Raw genomic sequence first — 20,620 nt, 5'->3', positions numbered from 1 at the left:
CCAGTATTGCCTGCATGAGACGGGCCAACCCGGCAATCCCCCGGGCGGCCCTCCGTCTTCTTACAGCTTCGGATCATCCACTCCGCTATAAATGTCGGAGTCCTTGTACAAATCATGGACGTGACGCACCAACACCATGATCACCGCCGCTACCGGTAACGCCAGCAACACACCGGTGAAACCGAACAGCTCGCCGCCGGCCAGGATCGCAAAGATCACCGCCACCGGATGCAGGCCGATTCGATCGCCGACCAGCAATGGCGTCAGCACCATCCCCTCGAGCGCCTGCCCCACCATGAATACCGCCACGATCCCGATCATCGGGTACAGATCGCCGCCGAACTGGAATAGCCCCGCAATCAGCGCCGCACCGATACCGATCACAAACCCCATATAAGGCACGATGGCCGCCAGACCAGCGATCAGGCCGATCAACAGGCCCAGTTCCAGACCGACAATCATCAGCCCTGCCGCATAGATCACGCCCAGCGCCAGCATCACCAGCAATTGCCCGCGCACGAAAGCGCCGAGCACCTCGTGACATTCACCGGCCAACGCCACCACGCGCTCTTCGCGGTCGCGTGGCAACAGGCTGCGGATCTTGGCCATCATCACGTCCCAGTCGCGCAGCAAGTAGAAACTCACCACCGGGATCAGCACCAGATTCGCCAACCAGCCGATCAGCGCCAGGCTGGAAGCCGTGGCTTGACTCAGCACCACGCCAACGATGTCAGTGGTCTGGCCCATGTGTTCGGTGATCGCCGCCTTGACCTTGTCGAATTTCCAGAACCCCTCCGACAGCCCCAGCTTCGACTGCGCCCATGGCAGTGCCGTGTGCTGCAGCCAGTCGAGCATCTGCGGTGCCAGCTCATACAGTCGCAACAACTGCTTGGCGAGCATCGGCACCAGCACCAGCAGCAACGTGGTGAAGATCAGGGTGAACAAGGCGAATACCGCAATCACGCCCCAGGTGCGGGACAAGCCGAGCCGCTCGAGACGATCCACCAAAGGGTCGAACAGATAAGCGAGCAACAGCGCCACCAGAAACGGCGTGAGGATCGGATGCAGCAACCAGACAAACGCGCAAAGCAGGAGCACCCCACCGAGCCAGAACCAACGCCGCGTATCGGCCATGTAACACTCCATTGCTTCTATATATGAAAGAAAAACCTACCAGCGAAACCGCAACGACGGCGCCGCAGGTGTCGGTGCCGGCGCAACGACAGGCGCGCCACCTGGCACTGCGGGTTGGGAAGCCACTGGAGCCGGCGCCTCGGCCGGCATTTCCTGCAATTTCGCCAGCGACAACTGCGCTCGCAATTGATCGGCACTGCCGTTGACCCGATACACAATGCGATCGGCATCGACACTCTGCAGCCGCACACCAAAGGGTTCGAGCATCCGCAGCAACGTCGCGTAATGCTCCAGATTCATGCCTTGCACTTCCAGAGTCTGCTGACCCGAAGCGCCCGGCTTGGCGACAAAACGAGGCGCCAGGCGCTCGGCGACCGCCAGCATCACGGCGTCGGCGACGGCGGCCTGATCAGCCCCCTGGACACTTCCCGCTTCCTTTTGATCGCCCAGCCACAAATGCCATTTGGCTTGCCACTGGCCACCCTCCTCACGGGCATGCACGGCGAGCAAGGCGTCAGCGTTGTAGCGTTCAGACGCCGCATGGAGCGGCGCCGGATCGGTGCCTTCGAGCGTCGGTGCGGTCGCGACCAGTTGCTCACTCAGATCTGCCAGCGGCAGGCGCAACGGCAACCCTCGGTGTTGGGCGGCACGTCGCAATGGCGCCGCACTGGCCTGACCGTCGCCCACCAGGCTCGAGCCTTCGGTGGAATCGTTCAGCCACCAGCTCAGAATCGACGGCCGGCTCGCGCCCCACAGCGACAACCCGGCACGGCGCAACGCCTGTTCGGTGGTAGCCGGATCGAAGTCGACCTTCAATACCTCCGGCGGCCCGGCATCGAAACCAAACTGGCTGATGATCTGTTGCGGATCCTTGCGAATAGGCGCCAGCCCGGGATTCTGTGGCGCCTTCGGATCGCCCGTAAGACGCAGCACCAGCGTATCCAGCGCCGCTTGCGTGGCACGATCACGCTCTTCCGGCGACTGGCCGCTGGCCGGTTCGCGCACCTGATAAAGACCTTTGACGTTTTCGGCCTGGCTCACCAGGCTGAACAGAGACAAGCAGCCCACAAACAGCAATTTACACAAACGCATGGAGAATTCCCGTCGACAAGAGCGGCTGGAACAGGCCGCGTGAACCGGATTGAGCAAGCCTGTGACCACTGGCTGTTGCAAAACATTCACAAGCTGGCGATAAGTTTTTGCACAGCCCTAACGATAGACGGTTCCTTATACAGGCACCCGTGATGTCACCCACAGCTTCATTTGCAAAAAATTTCGGCCGATATGCTCCTGCCCGTCGGCGTGAGGATGGCCGCTGCCCCTCAAGCCTGATAAAATCGCGCGCCTTCGCAGACCGGCAACAGCCGGGCACATCGATTTCGCGTGAGGCAATCGCCTCTGTCGCTTTCGGCGTTCCCGCTGGACTCGGTCGTTACCCCTGAATCCCCTCCCCTAAAGGCCTGGATCATGAGCAAGCAACCCTCCCTGAGCTACAAGGACGCCGGTGTAGACATCGACGCCGGTGAAGCATTGGTCGAACGCATCAAGAGCGTCGCCAAGCGCACTGCGCGCCCGGAAGTCATGGGCGGCTTGGGCGGTTTCGGCGCCCTCTGCGAAATCCCGGCCGGCTACAAGCAGCCCGTGCTGGTTTCCGGCACCGACGGCGTCGGCACCAAGCTGCGCCTGGCGCTGAACCTGAACAAGCACGACAGCATTGGCCAGGATCTGGTCGCCATGTGCGTCAACGATCTGGTGGTGTGCGGCGCCGAGCCGCTGTTCTTCCTCGACTACTACGCCACCGGCAAGCTGAACGTTGACGTTGCCGCCACCGTGGTTACCGGTATCGGTGCAGGCTGCGAACTGGCTGGCTGCTCGCTGGTCGGCGGCGAAACCGCTGAAATGCCTGGCATGTACGAAGGCGAAGACTACGACCTCGCCGGCTTCTGCGTCGGCGTCGTGGAAAAAGCCGAAATCATCGACGGTTCGAAAGTCGCAACCGGTGACGCCCTGATCGCCCTGCCATCGTCCGGCCCGCACTCCAACGGCTACTCGCTGATCCGCAAGATCATCGAAGTGTCCGGCGCCGACATCGAAACCGTGCAGCTCGACGGCAAACCGCTGACCGAACTGCTGATGGCCCCGACCCGCATCTACGTGAAGCCGCTGCTCAAGCTGATCAAGGACACCGGCGCTGTCAAAGCCATGGCCCACATCACTGGTGGTGGCCTGCTGGACAACATCCCTCGCGTCCTGCCAAAAGGCGCTCAAGCAGTGGTTGACGTGGCCAGCTGGACTCGCCCGGCCGTCTTCGACTGGCTGCAAGAGAAAGGCAACGTTGACGAGACTGAGATGCACCGCGTGCTGAACTGCGGCGTAGGCATGGTGATCTGCGTGGCTCAGGAGCACGTTGAAACTGCCCTGAACACCCTGCGTGATGCCGGCGAACAGCCTTGGGTCATCGGCCAGATCGGTGTCGCCGCCGAAGGCGCTGCCCAGGTCGAGCTGAAAAACCTCAAGGCTCACTAATGCCTAATACCTGTGATGTCGTGGTGCTGTTGTCCGGCACCGGCAGTAACTTGCAGGCCCTGATCGACAGCACGCGGACCGGCGACAGCCCGGTCCGCATCGCTGCGGTGATTTCCAACCGCGCCGACGCCTACGGCCTGCAACGCGCCAGTGACGCGGGTATCGCCACCCGCTCGCTGGATCACAAGGGTTTCGAAGGTCGTGAGGCCTTCGATACCGCCCTGATCGAACTGATCGACGAATTCAATCCGAAACTCGTGGTACTGGCCGGCTTCATGCGCATTCTCAGCGCTGACTTCGTCCGTCATTACCAGGGTCGCCTGCTCAACATCCATCCGTCGCTGCTACCCAAATACAAAGGGTTACACACTCATCAGCGCGCGCTGGAGGCCGGCGACGCCGAACACGGCTGCTCCGTGCACTTCGTCACCGAGGAACTCGATGGCGGACCACTGGTCGTACAGGCAGTAATACCGGTAGAGTTGCACGATTCGCCGCAGAGTCTGGCGCAACGGGTTCACGTTCAGGAACACCTGATCTACCCGATGGCCGTACGCTGGTTTGCCGAAGGACGGCTGACCCTCGGCGAGCAAGGTGCTTTACTGGATGGCCAGTTACTCGGGGCCAGCGGTCACTTGATTCGAAACTAGGAGATTTTATGCGTCGCGCCCTGCTCTTCGCTTGCGCTCTGCTCGCCCTGCCTTTCGCCCAGGCGGCAGACCTTCAACCGTTCTCCGCCAGCTACACCGCCGACTGGAAACAGTTGCCCATGAGCGGTACCGCCGAACGCAGCCTGACCAAGGAAGCCAACGGCGTCTGGAAGCTCAGTTTCAAGGCTTCGATGATGATCGCCAGCCTGTCCGAGGAAAGCACCCTGACCCTGGACAAGGACACCCTGCTTCCACAGTCCTACCACTTCGAACGTGGTGGCCTGGGCAAGGCGAAAAAGGCTGATCTGGACTTCGACTGGAACAACAAACTGGTCACCGGCACCGACCGTGGCGACGCGGTCAAAGTCCCGCTGAACCGTGGCATGGTCGACAAGTCCACCTACCAACTGGCGCTGCAGCATGATGTCGCCTCCGGCAAAAAGACCATGAGCTATCAGGTGGTCGATGGCGGCGATGTCGATACCTATGACTTCCGCGTCCTGGGTACCGAGAAAGTCGAGACCAAGGCCGGCAGGATCGACGCGATCAAGGTCGAGCGCGTGCGTGATCCGACACAAAGCAAGCGCACTACCGTGATGTGGTTCGCCAAGGACTGGGATTATCTGCTTGTCCGCCTGCAACAGGTCGAAACCGACGGCAAGGAGTACAACATCATGCTCCTGGACGGCACGGTCAACGGCAAAGCTGTCAAAGGCAGCTGATTCAGCGAAAAGCCCCGCACATGCGGGGCTTTTTTTCGCCTGTCATTCAGTGATCAAACCGAGAATTTGGCCACCATATTGTTCAGATCCACCGCCAGCCGCGACAACTCCTGGCTCGCGGCGCTGGTCTGATTGGCCCCGGCCGAGGTCTGCATCGCCAGATCGCGGATGTTCATCAGATTACGATCCACTTCCCGCGCCACCGCAGCCTGTTCCTCCGACGCACTGGCAATCACCAGGTTGCGCTCGTTGATCAAGGTGAACGCCGAAGCGATTTCCTCCAGCGCCACCCCGGCAGCTTTCGCCAGATCCAGCGTCGAGCGCGCGCGGACATTGCTCTGCTGCATCGAACTGACCGCCGAATCCGTACCCAGCTGGATGCCGCCGATCATCTGTTCGATTTCCTGAGTCGATTGCTGGGTGCGATGGGCCAGAGCCCGCACCTCATCGGCCACCACCGCGAAACCACGCCCGGCATCACCGGCACGGGCGGCCTCGATCGCCGCATTCAGTGCCAGCAGATTGGTCTGCTCGGCAATCGACCGGATCACCTCCAGCACTTTGCTGATGCTGTAGACCTTCTGCGCCAGATCCTCCACTTGCGTGGCGTTGGCGGTAACGTCATCCGCCAGCAGCTCGATGGACGACACGGTTTGCTGCACTTGCTCACGGCCATGCTGGGCGATGCGGTCCGATTCCCGTGATGCCTCGGAAGTCGCCACGGCGTTGCTGGCGACCTCTTCAACAGCAGCGGTCATCTGATTGACCGCCGTGGCGGCCTGCTCGATTTCCAGGCTCTGCTGATGCAACCCGCGCGTCGCATCTTCGGTGACGCAGCTCAGCTCTTCCGAGGCCGAAGCCAGTTGGCTGGAAGATTCCGAGATCTGCCGGATGGTGTCGCGCAGGCTGTGCTGCATGCTTTTGAGCGCATGCAGCAACCGCGCCGGCTCATCCTTGCCGATGATGCTGATATCGCCAGTCAGATCGCCGCCGGCCACTACTTCGGCAACCCCCAACGATTGCGAGAGCGGCACCACGATGCTGCGGGTGAGCAGCAACGCCAGACCAATGGTGATCAGCGCAGTGATGCCGATCATCACCCCGACCCAGACCCGCGAATTGATGAACACCAATCGCGCGGCCTCGGTGGCGAGGTTGGCGTTGTGTTTGTTCAACTCAACCAGCTCTTTAAGCGTGACCGCAATATCATCGGCCAACGGACTCATCTGCGCATTGAGAATGCTCGCCGCCTCTTCCACCCGGTTCTGGGCCGACAACATCATCACCTGGGCCTGAAGCTCAAGATACTTGTGTTCGGCCACCTTGAAGCGGTCGAACAGCGCCCGCTCTTCGGGCAACACGATCAAAACGTCGTAACGCTGCTGGGCTTCGCTCAACACACCGCGCAACTCGTTGAGCTTGGCGACATTCTGATCGAGCGCCTGAGGATCGCGATTTAGCAACAGGCGCATGGTCAGGGCGCGCAGGCGCAGCATGTCCTGACTCATTTCACCGACTGCCATCACGCTGGGCAGCCAGTTGTTGTCGACCTCATCGGACTGGGCCCGCATGTTCGACATCTGCAGCAGGGCAAATGCGCCAAGGCCGAACACCATCAGCGCCAACAGGCCGAAGCCCAATCCCGCACGGGGGGCAATATTGAGACTACGGATACTCATTGCTCTGGTTCCTTCCAAAAGCGCTGCATCAACCCTGCAGCTGGCTGCTTTAGAAGGTATCGGCCCGGCGAAAATTTGCGTAAGACCAAAACGTGATATCAAAAGGCCTTAATACTTCGAACCGTCGGCATTAACGATTCAGCGCCGATTGGCTGGACTTGAACGCCGTTCGCTGCAAGATCAACGGGAAATTATTGGAAAACCCTGAAACAACCCCGAAGGTGAAACACCGACACAAGTAATCTTCGACTCAACGGCATAACCTGTCGCCCTGCCGCGCACCTGCAAGAAAGTGGAACGCGCCCCTGCGGGAATGCTCTATACCTGCAAGGTCTTATTTGATCGAATGACTTTTCCTACTGCTTGCGAGGTTCACATGACCGTCACCGTCAATACCATCTCCGCCGAAGGTTTCCGTCACACCGTACAGATCGATGAGCACGAACTGTTTACCGACGTCCCGACGACTGCCGGCGGCGAAGGCTCCGCGCCTGAACCCCACGATTATTTCGACGCCGCCCTCGGAGCGTGCAAGGCCCTGACGTTGAAGCTGTATGCAAAGAAAAAAGACATCCCGCTCACTGGTGTCGGTGTCGAAGTCAAACGCGACAACAGCCAGGAACAGAAAGGCAAATACGCCCTGCACGTGACCCTGACACTTAAAGGCGTGCTCACCGATGCCCAGCGTGAAGAGCTGCTGCGCGTCGCCGATCGCTGCCCGATTCACAAACTGATGACCACCAGCGAAGTCACCATCGAAACCCACGCCCCACAAGGCTTCGACAGCCAGTAATCACCATCACGACACCGGCGGGTTATGCTCCACGCATCACCCGCTCAGCCTGGAATGGACCATGGACACCCACCCCCTGATCATCCGCCCGCGCGCCGAAGATGTCGAAGGCCAGCCGATTCTGCGCCCGCTGCCGTCAGCCAAATGCCGCAGTGTCGGGCCCTTCGTGTTTTTCGACCACATGCTTGAAACGGTTTATCCCGCTGGCAAAGGGATGAACATCCGACAGCATCCGCACATCGGCCTGTCGACCCTGACCTATCTGTTTGAGGGGCAGATCCAGCACAAGGACAGCCTCGGCTCCGATCAAGTCGTCAGCGCTGGCGATGTCAGCTGGATGACGGCGGGCAGCGCGATTGCCCATGTCGAGCGCACGCCCGAACCGCTGTGGGAACAAAGCTTCAAGATGCACGGGCTGCAGATCTGGCTCGCCTCGCCCAAGGATCACGAACAAGGTCCCGGGCATTACAGCCATCACCCGGCGTCGACATTGCCGGTCAGCGATAACCTCGGCGTGCAGATCCGCATGATTGCCGGGTCAGGCTTTTGCCTGGAATCGCCGGTGCCGGTACTTTCTCCGACGCTGTATGCAGAGTTGAAGATGCAAACCGCGACCACCCTGCTGATCCCGACCGAACATGAAGAACGGGCGCTGTATGTGTTGAGTGGTGATGTGCAATTGAATGGCGAAACAGTCGAACCCCATGCGCTGGTGGTGTTGCCAGCCGGGGAAGAGATGAGTCTGTTCGCCGAGAGCGACAGTCATGCCGTGGTGTTCGGCGGCGCGCCACTGGACGGGCCACGGCGGATCAACTGGAATTTCGTCGCGAGCGACCCGGCGGCTATCGATGAGGCCCGGCGCAAATGGGCGGCCGGGGATTGGCCGACAGTGCCGGGGGAAGTCGAGCGGATCGAATTGCCGAAATCCCGTAGCGAGCCGACACCGCTGTAAACGAGCACTCCCACGCCAGGCGTGGGAGTGCTTTCAACCGAATCAGCCCTTGAACACTTCTTCCAGCAAGTCATGCATCGACTTGAACGCCCGCGCAGCGGTCTTCGCGTCGTACATCATTTTGCCCGGCACATTGGCGTGCGGATCGGTGAACGAGTGCACCGCGCCGCCGTAGCTCAGCAACTGCCAGTCCACGCCAGCCGCATTCATCTCGTCTTCAAATGCCGGCAGTTGCTCTTTCGGTACCAGCGGATCGGAAGCACCGTGCAACACCAGCACCGAGCCCTTGATGTTCTTCGCATCCGCCGGGTTCGGCGAATCAAGCGTGCCGTGGAACGACACGGCAGCCTTGACCGCTGCACCGGTACGGGCCAGATCCAGTGCACAGCAACCGCCGAAGCAGAAACCGAACACCGCCAGTTTCGAGGTATCGATTGCGGCTTCGCCTTGCTTCTGCAACTGTTCGAAGGCTGCCTGCATACGCTTGCGCAGCAGCGCACGGTCATTCTTCAGCGGCATCATCGCCGCGCCAGCCTGATCGCCATTCTGCGGACGCACGGCTTGCCCGTACACGTCGGCGATCAGAACGACATAACCCTTGGCCGCCACGGTTTTGGCGATCTCTTCCGCGCCAGCGCTGACGCCCATCCAGTTCGGTGCCATCAACAGACCCGGACGCGCGCCTTTGTGCTCGGCGTCGAACGCCAATCGGCCTTCATAAGGCTGGCCATCGATCTGATAGACCACGGAACGTACAGTGACTTGGCTCATTTCTGACTCCTGATGGGTTGAATACCAGAATGAAAAAACCCGCCGAAGCGGGTTTTTCTACAGTTCGATCAAGCCGACAGCTCAACCAGCAGCTTGTTCAGACGGCTCACGTAAGCGGCCGGGTCCTTCAAGCTGTCACCCGCCGCCAGGGCGGCCTGGTCGAAGAGGATGTGCGACAGGTCGCCAAAACGCTCTTCGCTGGTCTCATTGTCGAGCTTTGCGATCAACGGGTGAGTCGGGTTGAATTCGAAGATCGGCTTCGAATCCGGCACCTTCTGCCCGCTGGCCTCGAGGATCTGACGCATTTGCAGACCCAGGTCCTGCTCGCCGATGGCCAGAATGGCTGGCGAATCGGTCAGGCGATGGGAAACGCGGACTTCGGCAACGGATTCGCCCAGCGCGGTTTTCAGGCGCTCGACCAGACCTTCCTTCGACTTGGCGACTTCTTCTGCGGCCTTCTTGTCCTCTTCCGAGTCCAGGTTGCCCAGATCCAGGTCACCACGGGCGACGTCGACAAAGCTCTTGCCGTCGAATTCGCTCAGGTAGCTCATCAGCCACTCGTCGATACGGTCGGTCAGCAGCAGCACTTCGATGCCTTTCTTGCGGAAGACTTCCAGGTGCGGGCTGTTCTTGACCTGCGCGTAGGTTTCGCCGGTGAGGTAGTAGATCTTGTCCTGACCTTCCTTGGCACGAGCCAGATAGTCGGCCAGACCGACGATCTGCTCGCCGTCGCCTTCGGTGGTCGATGCGAAACGCAGCAGACCGGCAATTTTTTCCTTGTTGGCGAAATCTTCTGCCGGGCCTTCTTTCATGACCAGACCGAAGTTTTTCCAGAAGCCCTTGTATTGTTCAGGCTCGTTCTTCGCCAGTTTTTCCAGCATGTCCAGCACGCGTTTGGTCAGCGCCGACTTCATCGAGTCGATGATCGGGTCTTTCTGCAGGATTTCCCGCGACACGTTCAGTGACAGGTCGTTGGAATCAACGACGCCCTTGATGAAGCGCAGGTACAGCGGCAGGAACGATTCGGCCTGATCCATCACGAACACGCGTTGCACGTACAGCTTCAGGCCTTTCGGCGCTTCACGCTGGTACAGGTCGAACGGGGCACGGGCCGGTACGTACAGCAGCGAGCTGTACTCAAGCTTGCCTTCGACCTTGTTGTGGCTCCACGACAGCGGATTTTCGAAGTCGTGGGCGATGTGTTTGTAGAACTCCTGGTATTCCTCATCCTTCACTTCGGTGCGAGGACGGGTCCACAGGGCGCTGGCGCGGTTGACGGTTTCCCATTCAACTTCAGGTTTCTCTTCGCCTTCGGCAGCGGCCACTTCTTTCGGCAGCTCGATCGGCAGCGCGATGTGGTCGGAGTATTTCTTGATGATGTTGCGCAGACGCCAGCCATCGGCGAATTCGTCTTCACCTTTTTTCAGATGCAGGACGATGCGGGTGCCGCGTTCTGGTTTGTCGATGGTGGCGACTTCGAATTCGCCCTCACCTTTCGACGACCAATGCACGCCTTCGCTGGCAGCGGTGCCGGCGCGACGGCTGTACACGTCAACTTTGTCGGCAACGATGAACGCAGAATAGAAACCGACACCGAACTGACCGATCAGGTGCGAATCCTTCTTCTGATCGCCGGACAGGTTTTTCATGAAATCGGCGGTGCCGGATTTGGCGATGGTCCCCAGGTGGGTGATCACATCGTCACGGTTCATGCCGATACCGTTGTCTTCGAGGGTGACGGTCTTGGCGTCCTTGTCGAAGCTCACACGGATTTTCAGTTCAGCGCCATCTTCGAGCAACTCAGGCTTGGCCAGGGCTTCGAAGCGCAATTTGTCGACGGCGTCGGAGGCGTTCGAGATCAATTCGCGAAGGAAGATTTCCTTGTTGGAATACAGCGAATGGATCATGAGGTGCAGCAGTTGCTTCACCTCGGTCTGGAAGCCCAGGGTTTCCTTTTGAGTTTCCACACTCATGGTCATCAAACTCCAATCAGATGGCATTGGCCGCGACCCAAATGGCCTGCGGCGGGTTGTTCACTGAGTTGGGGGCGGTGTTCAGGATTTCAAGGGCTCGTCGATTTTGAAGTGGGCGCGGGCGGTGGCAATCGGCTCGCTCTCGGTGCTTTGCCAGGCCGTGACCGCGACATTGGCCACCCGCCGCCCCTGACGGCAGACCTGACAACATGCCCAGGTATCGCGAAACTGCCCGGCCCGCAGGTAATCGAGGGAAAAGTCGATGATCTTCGGCACACCGGGCGCACCGGTGAAAATCAACAGATGCAGGGCAGCGGACAACTCCATGAACCCGGCAATGACTCCACCGTGAATCGCGGGCAATAAAGGGTTACCAATGTTGTCCCTGTTCGCCGGCAACTTGAACAGCAGGTCATCACCGACTCGCGAACACTCGACACCGATCAACCCGGCATAGGGAATCAGCTTCAGCAGCGGAGCGTAGTCACCCTTCTCGTGGGCTTCTTGCAGTTGCTGCTTGAAATCATCGCTCATGGGTTTTCTCCCTTGATCGCGCCACCAAAGCCTTTGGTACCTTTGAGTCCCTTGCCCATGCGCATGAACGTTCCGACGACATGGGCAATGGGGTGCTCGGGATCGTCCTGATAGGCGAAGCCCCGGGCGAAGATCACGTCGGTGGTGACCCGGTAGCACTGGGCGAAACCGTAGACGTCTTTGTGCGGTTCGGCGGCGTGCATATAGTCGATGCGTAAATCCAGGGTCGGGCAGACTTCGAATTCCGGCAGCACGCACAAGGTAGCCATGCCGCAGGCGGTGTCCATCAGCGACGTGATCGCCCCGCCGTGGACCACGCCGGTCAGCGGGTTGCCAACGATTTGTGCGCTGTACGGCAAGACCACCGTCAGGCCTTCGCTGCTGGCGCTGTGCACTTTCAATCCCAGTACCTGGCAGTGGCGCAGGGCCGAGAGAAAGCGGGTCGCGCGCTCAAAAACAGGGTTTTCGGCCATTTGATCATTACTCTTGTCAGTCATTGTTCCCGGTAGTGGAAAGAACAGCAAAAGTTCCATTGCAAAACAAACTTATATATCTGAGAGAAATGAGGAACTTAACCCTTGGGGCTGCGCTCTTAAGGCCAGTAGTTATTTTCCATAAGGAGAAACACCCCATGCGTAAGACTTTAGCTATTGCCTTGATGTTGACCGCTTCCCTCGGTCTCGCAGCCTGCGATAAAAAATCCGAGGACAAAGCTCAAGATGCCAACCAACATGCTGAACAAGCTCAGCAGAAAATGAATGAAGCTCAGGATAAAGTGAACGACGCGGCGAAAGAAAACGCCGAAGCCGCCAAAGATCAGGCCGAATCGAACGCAGCCGCTGCAGACGAAGCTGCCAAGAAGCAATAAGCCGCTTCTCGATGGCAAAAAAGAAAACCCGCCAAGTGCGGGTTTTTTTTGCCTGTCATTTTTTGGTAATGCCTTGTTAGAGCATTGCGGTTCTAAAAGTCGGACTAATCATCAGCAACAATGAACATACTAATCCGACCAGCCAGACCAGACTGCGCAGCTTGGGAATATCGGCCAGGTAGAACCACAGATAGAGAACCCGTGCGATCACAAAGATGATCGCCAATGTATCGATCAACCACCCCGCCGTTTGCGTGGTATGCGCCATCAGCACACCAACGGCAAACAGGATGAACGCTTCAATGCTGTTCTGATGTGCCGCCAGTGCCCGGGCGCCGTAGCCGGTGAGTTGCGCCTGTTGCTGACGCGGCAAGTGGTTGTTGTAACCACCCTGCTCTTTCATGGCCTTGCCCACCGGTATACGTGCCACGTAGATCAACAACGCACTGATAAACACACACCAGAACGGAATACTCATCAAGCGGCCTCTTTGATCGTTTCGGGCAATGGCGCCTCTGTAGGGGTATAGACCATTACATCAAGTACGTCGGAATGAAACTCGCGGCGATACAACACCAGCACCACGCCCGCGCTCATCAGCATGAACAGCCACGGGCTGACGAACCATGCCAGCATGCTGATGCCGAAGTAATAGGAACGCAGACCGAAGTTGAACTGGTTGGCTGCCATTGAAATCACCCGCGCCGCCCGCGAAGCGAACGCCTTGCGCTCCTGCTCGGACACGTGTCGCTCGCCGATCATCGGCGCCGAGCCGATCAGGATCGCCGCGAAGTTGTACTGGCGCATGCACCAGCTGAACGTGAAGAAGGCGTAGACGAACACCAGCGCCAGGCACAGCAACTTGATTTCCGACATGCCCTGGGAAGCCTGCTGCACCATCGGAATATCCGCCAGCAACGACACCGCACGTTCCGATGCGCCGAGCACGGTGAGAATGCCCGCCAGGATGATCAGCGTGCTGGAAGCGAAGAACGAGGCGTTGCGCTCAAGGTTGCCGATCACGCTGGTGTCGGCGATGCGGTTGTCACGCAGCAACATGCGGCGCATCCAGTCTTCGCGGTACAGGTGCAACACGCTGGCCAGGCACGCCGTGTCACGGCCCTTCCAGGTGGCATAACGGGTGTAACCGCCCCAGCAGATGACGAACCAGAGCGCGGCAAACAAGTGGATCTGATTGGCTTGGATGAATGACATGCAATTCCCTGTGATGAAGATTTCGGCAACCCTTCGACGTTAGCTCAGGGAAAAAGACACTGCCTCACGCCCATAAAAAATGCCCCGTATCGATTGATACGGGGCATTTCTGTTTAATCGCTCGGAAGCCGCTTGTGGCGGCCGGGCAATCTTATGCCAGGGCTTCGGCGCGCTTGCCCAGCAGGCGATCGCAAACCACGGCGACCACCAGGGTCATGACCGACGGCACCAGCCACGCCAGACCCTGCTCGCTCAGCGGCAGGTGGGCCAGTTGCGATGGCATCCAGTCCGCCAGACCGGCACCTTTCAACGCATCGATGGTGCCAAATACGAACGACACCAGCATCACCGGGCCCATGATGCGGCTCTGCTCATGCCAGAACCCAGCGCAGAAACTCAGGGCCACCAGCACGATGCATGGCGGGTAGATCGCGGTCAGTACCGGGATCGAGAACGCGATCAGCTTGGTCAGGCCCAGGTTGGACACCAGCAGCGAGAACGCAGCCAGGATGATCACCAGCGTCTTGTAGGACAGTGGCAACACGCGGCTGAAGTACTCGGCACAAGCGCAGGTCAGGCCAACCGCAGTTACGAGACACGCCAGGGAGATCAGCACCGCAAGGAAACCGCTGCCCAGCGAACCGAAGGTATGCTGCACGTAAGCGTGCAGCACCGCCGCGCCGTTGGTAGCGCCAGCGGCCACTTCATGGCTGCCGGAACCCAGACGGAACAGGCTGACATACACCAGCGCCAGACCGACGCCGGCAATCAGTCCGGCGATGATCGCGTAACGGGTGATCAGCGCAGGCGACTCGACGCCACGGGAGCGGATCGCGTTGACGATGACGATGCCGAACACCAGAGCGCCCAAGGTATCCATGGTCAGGTAACCATTGATGAAGCCCTGAGAGAACGGTGCCGCGACGTATTCCGGAGTAGCCACACCGATATCACCCGCCGGCAGCGCAAACGCAGCAATGCCGAGTACCGCCAGGGCGATGATCTTCAGCGGCGCGAGGAAGCGTCCTACGGTATCCAGCAAACGACCCGGATAGAGCGAGATGAAGAACACCAGCAGGAAGTACACCGAGCTGTAGAGGAACAGCGCCAGCGGGCTTTCGCCAGTCAGCGGTGCCAGGCCTACTTCGAACGACACAGTCGCGGTACGCGGCGTTGCGAACAATGGGCCGACCGCAAGATAGCAAGCCGCAGCCAGCACGCCACCGGCAATCTTGCCGATCGGGCTGCTCAGAGAATCCATCGCTCCGCCGACCTTGGCCAGCGCGACTACGGTGATCACCGGCAGACCGACCGCCGTGATCAGGAAGCCCAGCGCCGCCATCCAGACGTTGGGTCCGGACTGCAAACCGACGATAGGCGGGAAGATGATGTTGCCGGCCCCGACGAACAGGGCGAATGTCATAAAGCCAAGTGCCAGGATGTCCTGACCTTTCAAAACTTTCATTAAGGAAATACCACACTACTGAATCGGAATTTAGAGGGGGATTTCCCTGTGGGGTTAGGGAAATGCTGTCAATCCGTATGGGACTGACCCGTTTAGCGCGTTGCATGCCTTGTGGGCGGCAGACGCAAAAATGGCTGCTAGCCTAACGAATTTGTCTGACAAACGCACTGTTTGAGGGCGAACTATCCGATACGCGACGTGTCTGTGTCGCGTTTTCGCATGTAATTGGGCAGGTGCCTATAAATCGCCATCGTCAAACCGAACATCAGAAACGACAAAGGCCACCCGAAGGTGGCCTTTGTTTGGTAAAGCGTCAGCTAAGCGCGAGGCTTACTTGACAGTCCAACCAGTCAGCTCGGCCAGGGCCTTGCCGATGTCTGCCAGCGAACGCACGGTTTTCACGCCTGCGTCTTGCAGAGCAGCAAATTTCTCGTCTGCAGTGCCTTTGCCGCCGGAGATGATTGCGCCAGCATGGCCCATGCGCTTGCCCGGAGGAGCAGTCACACCTGCGATGTAGGAAACAACCGGCTTGGTCACGTGAGCCTTGATGTAGGCAGCCGCTTCTTCTTCAGCCGAACCGCCGATCTCGCCGATCATCACGATCGCTTCGGTCTTCGGGTCTTCCTGGAACAGTTTCAGGATGTCGATGAAGTTCGAACCCGGGATCGGGTCACCACCGATGCCGACGCAAGTCGACTGACCGAAACCGGCGTCAGTAGTCTGCTTGACAGCTTCGTAGGTCAGGGTGCCGGAACGGGAAACGATACCGACCTTGCCTGGCAAGTGAATGTGACCTGGCATGATGCCGATCTTGCATTCGCCTGGGGTGATTACGCCTGGGCAGTTAGGGCCGATCAGGATTACACCCAGTTCGTCGCACTTAACTTTAGCGTCCAGCATGTCCAGAGTAGGAATGCCTTCGGTGATGCAGACGATCAGCTTGATGCCGCCGAAAGCTGCTTCCAGGATCGAGTCCTTGCAGAAAGGAGCCGGAACGTAGATCACGCTGGCGGTGGCGCCAGTGGCAGCTACGGCGTCTTTCACGGTGTTGAACACTGGCAGACCCAGGTGCTCGGTGCCGCCTTTGCCCGGAGTTACGCCGCCAACCATCTTGGTGCCGTATTCGATGGCTTGCTGGGTGTGGAAGCTACCTTGCGAACCGGTAATACCCTGGCAGATAACTTTGGTGTCTTTATTGATCAGGACGCTCATTACTTGCCCTCCGCAGCTTTAACGACTTGTTGAGCAGCGTCGGTCAGGCTGGTAGCAGCGATGATGTTCAAACCGCTCTCTGCCAGTACTTTAGCGCCCAGTTCAGCGTTGTTGCCTTCAAGACGAACAACAACCGGGATTTTCACGCCGACTTCTTTCACTGCACCGATGATGCCTTCGGCAATCATGTCGCAACGAACGATGCCGCCGAAGATGTTAACCAGTACTGCAGCGACATTGGTGTCGGACAGAATGATTTTGAATGCTTCGGTAACGCGTTCTTTGGTAGCACCGCCACCTACGTCGAGGAAGTTGGCTGGCTTGCCGCCGTGCAGGTTGACGATGTCCATGGTACCCATGGCCAGGCCGGCACCGTTCACCATGCAGCCGATGTTGCCTTCCAGCGCTACATAGTTCAGTTCGAACTTGGCAGCGTGCGCTTCGCGCGGATCGTCTTGCGACGGATCGTGGAAAGTCTTCAGCTTAGGCTGACGGTACATTGCGTTGGCGTCGATGTTGATCTTGGCGTCCAGGCAGTGCAGATCGCCGTCAGCCTTGATCACCAGCGGGTTCACTTCCAGCAGAGCCAGGTCGTGATCCTTGAACAGCTTGGCCAGACCTACGAAGATCTTGGCGAACTGGGCAACCTGCTTGCCTTCCAGACCCAGCTGGAATGCCAGCTCGCGACCCTGGAATGGCTGAGCGCCAACCAGTGGATCGATAGTGGCTTTCAGAATTTTTTCTGGAGTGTCGTGAGCGATTTTCTCGATGTCCACGCCACCTTCGGTGGAAGCCATGAACACGATGCGACGGCTCGAACGGTCAACGACAGCGCCCAGGTACAGCTCTTTAGCGATATCAGTGCACGATTCAACCAGGATTTTGGTGACTGGCTGGCCATTGGCATCAGTCTGGTAAGTCACCAGACGCTTGCCCAGCCACTGCTGTGCGAAGGCTTTGGCGTCTTCTTTGCTGCGAACCAGCTTTACGCCGCCCGCTTTACCGCGACCACCGGCGTGGACCTGGGCTTTGACAACCCACTCGTTGCCGCCGATTTTGTCGCAAGCTTCTGCTGCTGCTTCCGGGGTGTCTACTGCATAACCAGTGGAAACTGGCAGGCCGTATTCAGCGAACAGCTGCTTACCCTGATACTCGTGAAGATTCATGCTTTTTACCGTCTTCGTTAGGTACTGCGCATTCGGCGCTGCGCTCTTGATGAGTGCCGCGCCACCTGTGACTGCTGCTTGCGTAGCCTTTCCGGATACCCGGTGCAGCTACGCAAGGCTGCGTCCAGCGGACATTCCGCGGTGAGTCTTGCACGCAAGGCTCACGACGGGCCGAACCGCCGTGGTTTCTTATTGTGTCTTAACGCTTCTTGCGGTTGGCAATGTGGATGGCGCCGCCATTCACTGCCAGAGCGGCTTCGTGCAAGGCTTCAGACAGGGTCGGATGGGAGAAAACCATCATGCCCAGGTCTTCAGCGCTGGTGCCGAATTCCATACCGATCGCGCCCTGCTGAACCAGTTCTGCAGCGCTCGGGCCAATCACGTGCACGCCCAATACGCGGTCAGTCTTGGCATCGGCGATGACCTTGACGAAACCACCGGTATCGTTGGCGGCCATGGCACGGCCGGATGCTGCGAACGGGAAGGTGCCGACGTTAACTTCAACGCCTTCAGCTTTCAAGGCCTGCTCGGTTTTACCAACCCATGCGATTTCCGGGTGAGTATAAATAACCGAAGGGATCAGGTCATAGTTCATCTGAGCCTTGTGGCCCTTGATGCGCTCGACAACCATGATGCCCTCTTCCGAGGCCTTGTGAGCCAGCATCATGCCGCGAACCACGTCACCGATGGCGAAGACGCCCGGTACGGTGGTAGCGCAGTGATCGTCAACGTGCACGAAACCGCGCTCGTCCAGGGTCACGCCGCTGTCGGCAGCCAGCAGATCAGTGGTCACCGGACGGCGACCAACGGCTACGATCAGCTTGTCGAAGGTGATGGTCTGTTCGCCGTTGGCATCGGTGTAGTTCACAACGACTTCGTCGCCGTTCACTTTCGAACCGGTTACGCGAGCGCCCAGCTTGATGTCCAGACCTTGTTTGGTCAGGGTTTTCAGCGCTTCCTTGGAAACAGCGGTGTCCGCTGCCATCAGGAAGGTGTCCAGAGCTTCCAGGACAGTCACTTCTGCACCCAGACGCGACCATACCGAACCCAGTTCCAGACCGATCACGCCAGCGCCGATCACGCCCAGACGCTTAGGTACGGATTGGAATTCCAGAGCGCCAGTCGAATCGACGATGACTTTCTGATCAACCGGAGCCGGTGGAATGTCGATCGGACGCGAACCCGGAGCCAGGATGACGTTTTCAGCTTCGATGACTTCAACCGAGCCGTCCGGCTTGGTGACTTCGACTTTCTTGCCGGCCAGCAGTTTGCCGTGGCCCTGGATCGAAGTAACGCCGTTGGCCTTGAACAAGGTGGCAACGCCACCGGTCAGGTTCTTGACGATGCCAGCCTTGCGGCCAACCATCGCAGCGACGTCCATTTTGACTTCGCCGGTCGAGATACCGTGGACGTTGAAGCTCTCTTTCGCTTCCTTGTATTTCCAGGAGCTGTCCAGCAGCGCCTTGGAAGGAATGCAGCCTACGTTCAGGCAGGTGCCGCCCAGGGCTTGCTTGCCTTCAGCATCGGTGTACTTCTCGATGCAGGCAGTGCTCAGGCCGAGTTGCGCGGCCTTGATAGCTGCCACGTAGCCGCCAGGGCCCGCACCGATCACTACTACGTCAAATTTCTGCGACATTCAAAAAATCCTCTTTAGCGAAAAGCTTCAAGCCGCAAGCTGCAAGCCAGACTGCCGTTTCCGGCAGCCTGAAACCTGCAGCTCATGGCCGCTTCTATCAGATATCCAGCAACAGACGAGCCGGATCTTCCAGCAGGTTCTTGATGGTCACCAGGAAAGTCACAGCTTCTTTGCCATCGATCAAACGGTGATCGTAGGACAGTGCCAGGTACATCATCGGACGGATAACGACCTGACCGTTGATGGCCATCGGACGCTGGATGATGTTGTGCATGCCCAGAATCGCTGCCTGCGGCGGGTTGACGATCGGGGTCGACATCATCGAACCGAAGGTACCACCGTTGGTGATGGTGAAGGTACCACCGGTCATTTCGTCCATCGACAGTTTGCCGTCACGGGCTTTCTTGCCGAAGGTGGCGATGCCGCCTTCGATTTCAGCCAGGCTCATGTGTTCGGCGTTACGCAGAACCGGAACTACCAGGCCACGGTCGCTGGAAACAGCAACGCCGATGTCGGCATAACCGTGGTAAACGATGTCGTTGCCGTCGATCGAAGCGTTGACCGCCGGGAAGCGTTTCAGCGCTTCGGTGGCAGCCTTCACGAAGAACGACATGAAGCCCAGGCGTACGCCGTTGTGGGACTTCTCGAACAGATCCTTGTACTTCGAACGCAGGGCCATGACTTCGGTCATGTCGACTTCGTTGAAAGTGGTCAGCATCGCCATGTTCGACTGGGCTTCAACCAGACGCTTGGCAACGGTGGCACGAACGCGGGTCATCGGAACGCGCTTCTCGACGCGGTCGCCAGCAGCGAACACAGGAGCGGCAGCGGCCGGAGCAGCGGCCTTCGGCGCAGCAGCCGGAGCGGCTTTCTTGGCTTCAACAGCAGCAACCACGTCTTCCTTGGTCACACGGCCGTCTTTGCCAGTGCCCTTTACGGAAGCCAGGTTGATGCCGTTTTCTTCGGCCAGCTTGCGAGCAGCCGGAGCAGCGATCGCATCTTCGTCAGCGCCGGCAGCAGCCGGGGCAGCGGCAGCAGCGGCCGGAGCAGCAGCGGCAGCCGGAGCAGCGGCAGCAGCGCCGCCTTCAACGATGGAGCCCAGGACTTCGTCGGACAGGACGGTGTCGCCCTCGCCCTTGACGATCGCGCCCAGCACGCCGTCGGCGGTAGCCAGCACTTCCAGTACGACTTTGTCGGTTTCGATGTCGACGATCAGCTCGTCACGCTTGACGGCGTCGCCCGGTTGTTTGTGCCAGGTGGCAACGGTGCCATCGGCAACCGATTCCGGGAAAGTGGGGGCTTTGATCTCGATAGCCATTGTCTG

The 20,620-nt window shown here is 59.1% G+C and carries 20 protein-coding genes; 6 read left to right on the top strand and 14 right to left on the bottom strand.

All coding sequences use genetic code 11. From position 1 onward, the window contains the following. Positions 1-60: 60 nt before the first annotated feature. Both NH234_RS09510 and NH234_RS09505 read right to left on the bottom strand, forming a co-directional pair. A complete protein-coding gene (locus NH234_RS09510; protein ID WP_085732291.1) occupies positions 61-1,134 on the bottom strand; it encodes an AI-2E family transporter in 1,074 nt (357 codons plus the stop codon). 36 nt (positions 1,135-1,170) lie between these two features. Continuing rightward, positions 1,171-2,226 (bottom strand): DUF2066 domain-containing protein, encoded by a 1,056-nt coding sequence (locus tag NH234_RS09505; RefSeq protein ID WP_367256374.1) that lies wholly within the window; start codon positions 2,224-2,226, stop codon positions 1,171-1,173. Positions 2,227-2,601: 375 nt separating this feature from the next. Here NH234_RS09505 and purM point away from each other — a divergent pair, with 375 nt between their 5' ends. Genes purM through NH234_RS09490 form a run of 3 tightly spaced genes read left to right on the top strand, consistent with a single transcriptional unit; the run spans position 2,602 to position 5,032 of the window. Further along, positions 2,602-3,660 (top strand): phosphoribosylformylglycinamidine cyclo-ligase, encoded by a 1,059-nt coding sequence (gene purM / locus NH234_RS09500; RefSeq protein ID WP_085732289.1) that lies wholly within the window; start codon positions 2,602-2,604, stop codon positions 3,658-3,660. Continuing rightward, the gene (purN, locus tag NH234_RS09495; protein WP_085732288.1) at positions 3,660-4,310 is read left to right on the top strand and encodes a phosphoribosylglycinamide formyltransferase; all 651 of its coding nucleotides are present in this window, start codon (positions 3,660-3,662) and stop codon (positions 4,308-4,310) included. The genes purM and purN overlap by 1 nt, the downstream gene beginning before the upstream one ends. 8 nt (positions 4,311-4,318) lie before the next feature. Next, on the top strand, positions 4,319-5,032 hold the full coding sequence (locus NH234_RS09490; protein WP_085732287.1) for a DUF3108 domain-containing protein: 714 nt from the start codon (positions 4,319-4,321) through the stop codon (positions 5,030-5,032). A 53-nt stretch (positions 5,033-5,085) separates the two neighbouring features. Here NH234_RS09490 and NH234_RS09485 read toward each other — a convergent pair whose 3' ends face one another. Next, positions 5,086-6,711, bottom strand: a complete 1,626-nt coding sequence (locus NH234_RS09485) for a methyl-accepting chemotaxis protein (RefSeq protein WP_367256373.1) — start codon at positions 6,709-6,711, stop codon at positions 5,086-5,088. A gap of 376 nt (positions 6,712-7,087) precedes the next feature. On the opposite strand from NH234_RS09485, the gene NH234_RS09480 reads away from it, so the two are divergent. Continuing rightward, complete coding sequence (locus tag NH234_RS09480; protein WP_085732285.1) at positions 7,088-7,504, top strand: OsmC family protein; 417 nt, start codon at positions 7,088-7,090, stop codon at positions 7,502-7,504. A 61-nt stretch (positions 7,505-7,565) separates the two neighbouring features. After that, positions 7,566-8,456 carry a pirin family protein gene (locus tag NH234_RS09475; protein ID WP_367256372.1) on the top strand — a complete coding sequence of 297 codons (891 nt, stop codon included), beginning with the start codon at positions 7,566-7,568 and terminating at the stop codon, positions 8,454-8,456. Between the two features lie 42 nt (positions 8,457-8,498). Here NH234_RS09475 and NH234_RS09470 read toward each other — a convergent pair whose 3' ends face one another. The 4 genes from NH234_RS09470 to NH234_RS09455 all read right to left on the bottom strand — a co-directional run bounded on the left by NH234_RS09470 (position 8,499) and on the right by NH234_RS09455 (position 12,207). Continuing rightward, entirely contained in the window at positions 8,499-9,227 is a 729-nt protein-coding gene (locus tag NH234_RS09470) for a dienelactone hydrolase family protein (RefSeq protein ID WP_085732283.1), read from the bottom strand. A 68-nt stretch (positions 9,228-9,295) separates the two neighbouring features. Next, positions 9,296-11,200, bottom strand: coding sequence for a molecular chaperone HtpG (gene htpG, locus NH234_RS09465; RefSeq protein ID WP_367256371.1), 1,905 nt, complete (start codon positions 11,198-11,200; stop codon positions 9,296-9,298). A gap of 81 nt (positions 11,201-11,281) precedes the next feature. Further along, positions 11,282-11,734 carry a PaaI family thioesterase gene (locus NH234_RS09460; protein ID WP_367256370.1) on the bottom strand — a complete coding sequence of 151 codons (453 nt, stop codon included), beginning with the start codon at positions 11,732-11,734 and terminating at the stop codon, positions 11,282-11,284. Continuing rightward, entirely contained in the window at positions 11,731-12,207 is a 477-nt protein-coding gene (locus NH234_RS09455; protein ID WP_085732282.1) for a PaaI family thioesterase, read from the bottom strand. The genes NH234_RS09460 and NH234_RS09455 overlap by 4 nt, the downstream gene beginning before the upstream one ends. Positions 12,208-12,365: 158 nt before the next feature. On the opposite strand from NH234_RS09455, the gene NH234_RS09450 reads away from it, so the two are divergent. Continuing rightward, positions 12,366-12,602: a hypothetical protein gene (locus NH234_RS09450; protein ID WP_085682944.1), complete on the top strand. Its 237-nt coding sequence runs from the start codon at positions 12,366-12,368 to the stop codon at positions 12,600-12,602. A 76-nt stretch (positions 12,603-12,678) separates the two neighbouring features. Here NH234_RS09450 and NH234_RS09445 read toward each other — a convergent pair whose 3' ends face one another. The 7 genes from NH234_RS09445 to odhB all read right to left on the bottom strand — a co-directional run bounded on the left by NH234_RS09445 (position 12,679) and on the right by odhB (position 20,614). After that, positions 12,679-13,080 (bottom strand): MAPEG family protein, encoded by a 402-nt coding sequence (locus NH234_RS09445; RefSeq protein ID WP_367256369.1) that lies wholly within the window; start codon positions 13,078-13,080, stop codon positions 12,679-12,681. Further along, on the bottom strand, positions 13,080-13,817 hold the full coding sequence (locus tag NH234_RS09440; RefSeq protein ID WP_085732280.1) for a DUF599 family protein: 738 nt from the start codon (positions 13,815-13,817) through the stop codon (positions 13,080-13,082). The genes NH234_RS09445 and NH234_RS09440 overlap by 1 nt, the downstream gene beginning before the upstream one ends. A gap of 151 nt (positions 13,818-13,968) precedes the next feature. Then, a complete protein-coding gene (gene brnQ, locus NH234_RS09435) occupies positions 13,969-15,282 on the bottom strand; it encodes a branched-chain amino acid transport system II carrier protein (protein ID WP_085732279.1) in 1,314 nt (437 codons plus the stop codon). Between the two features lie 330 nt (positions 15,283-15,612). After that, positions 15,613-16,494, bottom strand: a complete 882-nt coding sequence (gene sucD, locus NH234_RS09430; RefSeq protein WP_085732278.1) for a succinate--CoA ligase subunit alpha — start codon at positions 16,492-16,494, stop codon at positions 15,613-15,615. Next, the gene (sucC, locus tag NH234_RS09425; RefSeq protein ID WP_085732277.1) at positions 16,494-17,660 is read right to left on the bottom strand and encodes an ADP-forming succinate--CoA ligase subunit beta; all 1,167 of its coding nucleotides are present in this window, start codon (positions 17,658-17,660) and stop codon (positions 16,494-16,496) included. The genes sucD and sucC overlap by 1 nt, the downstream gene beginning before the upstream one ends. Positions 17,661-17,859: 199 nt before the next feature. Continuing rightward, positions 17,860-19,296, bottom strand: a complete 1,437-nt coding sequence (gene lpdA, locus NH234_RS09420) for a dihydrolipoyl dehydrogenase (protein ID WP_085732276.1) — start codon at positions 19,294-19,296, stop codon at positions 17,860-17,862. Between the two features lie 97 nt (positions 19,297-19,393). After that, on the bottom strand, positions 19,394-20,614 hold the full coding sequence (odhB, locus tag NH234_RS09415; RefSeq protein ID WP_085732275.1) for a 2-oxoglutarate dehydrogenase complex dihydrolipoyllysine-residue succinyltransferase: 1,221 nt from the start codon (positions 20,612-20,614) through the stop codon (positions 19,394-19,396). Positions 20,615-20,620 lie beyond the last annotated feature (6 nt).

Source organism: Pseudomonas sp. stari2 (assembly GCF_040760005.1).
Classification (GTDB): Bacteria; Pseudomonadota; Gammaproteobacteria; order Pseudomonadales; family Pseudomonadaceae; genus Aquipseudomonas.
Note: the sequence above shows the minus strand (reverse complement) of the source record. Positions and strands in the feature narration are given on the sequence as shown.

Coding starts and splice junctions, on each gene's coding strand:
- NH234_RS09450 (WP_085682944.1), top strand. CDS start 12,366: ATGCGTAAGACTTTAGCTATTGCCTTGATGTTGACCGCTTCCCTCGGT.
- NH234_RS09490 (WP_085732287.1), top strand. CDS start 4,319: ATGCGTCGCGCCCTGCTCTTCGCTTGCGCTCTGCTCGCCCTGCCTTTC.
- lpdA (WP_085732276.1), bottom strand. CDS start 19,296: ATGTCGCAGAAATTTGACGTAGTAGTGATCGGTGCGGGCCCTGGCGGC.
- sucC (WP_085732277.1), bottom strand. CDS start 17,660: ATGAATCTTCACGAGTATCAGGGTAAGCAGCTGTTCGCTGAATACGGC.
- NH234_RS09480 (WP_085732285.1), top strand. CDS start 7,088: ATGACCGTCACCGTCAATACCATCTCCGCCGAAGGTTTCCGTCACACC.
- NH234_RS09445 (WP_367256369.1), bottom strand. CDS start 13,080: ATGAGTATTCCGTTCTGGTGTGTGTTTATCAGTGCGTTGTTGATCTAC.
- NH234_RS09475 (WP_367256372.1), top strand. CDS start 7,566: ATGGACACCCACCCCCTGATCATCCGCCCGCGCGCCGAAGATGTCGAA.
- NH234_RS09510 (WP_085732291.1), bottom strand. CDS start 1,134: ATGGCCGATACGCGGCGTTGGTTCTGGCTCGGTGGGGTGCTCCTGCTT.
- sucD (WP_085732278.1), bottom strand. CDS start 16,494: ATGAGCGTCCTGATCAATAAAGACACCAAAGTTATCTGCCAGGGTATT.
- NH234_RS09440 (WP_085732280.1), bottom strand. CDS start 13,817: ATGTCATTCATCCAAGCCAATCAGATCCACTTGTTTGCCGCGCTCTGG.
- brnQ (WP_085732279.1), bottom strand. CDS start 15,282: ATGAAAGTTTTGAAAGGTCAGGACATCCTGGCACTTGGCTTTATGACA.
- htpG (WP_367256371.1), bottom strand. CDS start 11,200: ATGAGTGTGGAAACTCAAAAGGAAACCCTGGGCTTCCAGACCGAGGTG.
- NH234_RS09485 (WP_367256373.1), bottom strand. CDS start 6,711: ATGAGTATCCGTAGTCTCAATATTGCCCCCCGTGCGGGATTGGGCTTC.
- NH234_RS09505 (WP_367256374.1), bottom strand. CDS start 2,226: ATGCGTTTGTGTAAATTGCTGTTTGTGGGCTGCTTGTCTCTGTTCAGC.
- purM (WP_085732289.1), top strand. CDS start 2,602: ATGAGCAAGCAACCCTCCCTGAGCTACAAGGACGCCGGTGTAGACATC.
- odhB (WP_085732275.1), bottom strand. CDS start 20,614: ATGGCTATCGAGATCAAAGCCCCCACTTTCCCGGAATCGGTTGCCGAT.
- NH234_RS09470 (WP_085732283.1), bottom strand. CDS start 9,227: ATGAGCCAAGTCACTGTACGTTCCGTGGTCTATCAGATCGATGGCCAG.
- purN (WP_085732288.1), top strand. CDS start 3,660: ATGCCTAATACCTGTGATGTCGTGGTGCTGTTGTCCGGCACCGGCAGT.
- NH234_RS09460 (WP_367256370.1), bottom strand. CDS start 11,734: ATGAGCGATGATTTCAAGCAGCAACTGCAAGAAGCCCACGAGAAGGGT.
- NH234_RS09455 (WP_085732282.1), bottom strand. CDS start 12,207: ATGGCCGAAAACCCTGTTTTTGAGCGCGCGACCCGCTTTCTCTCGGCC.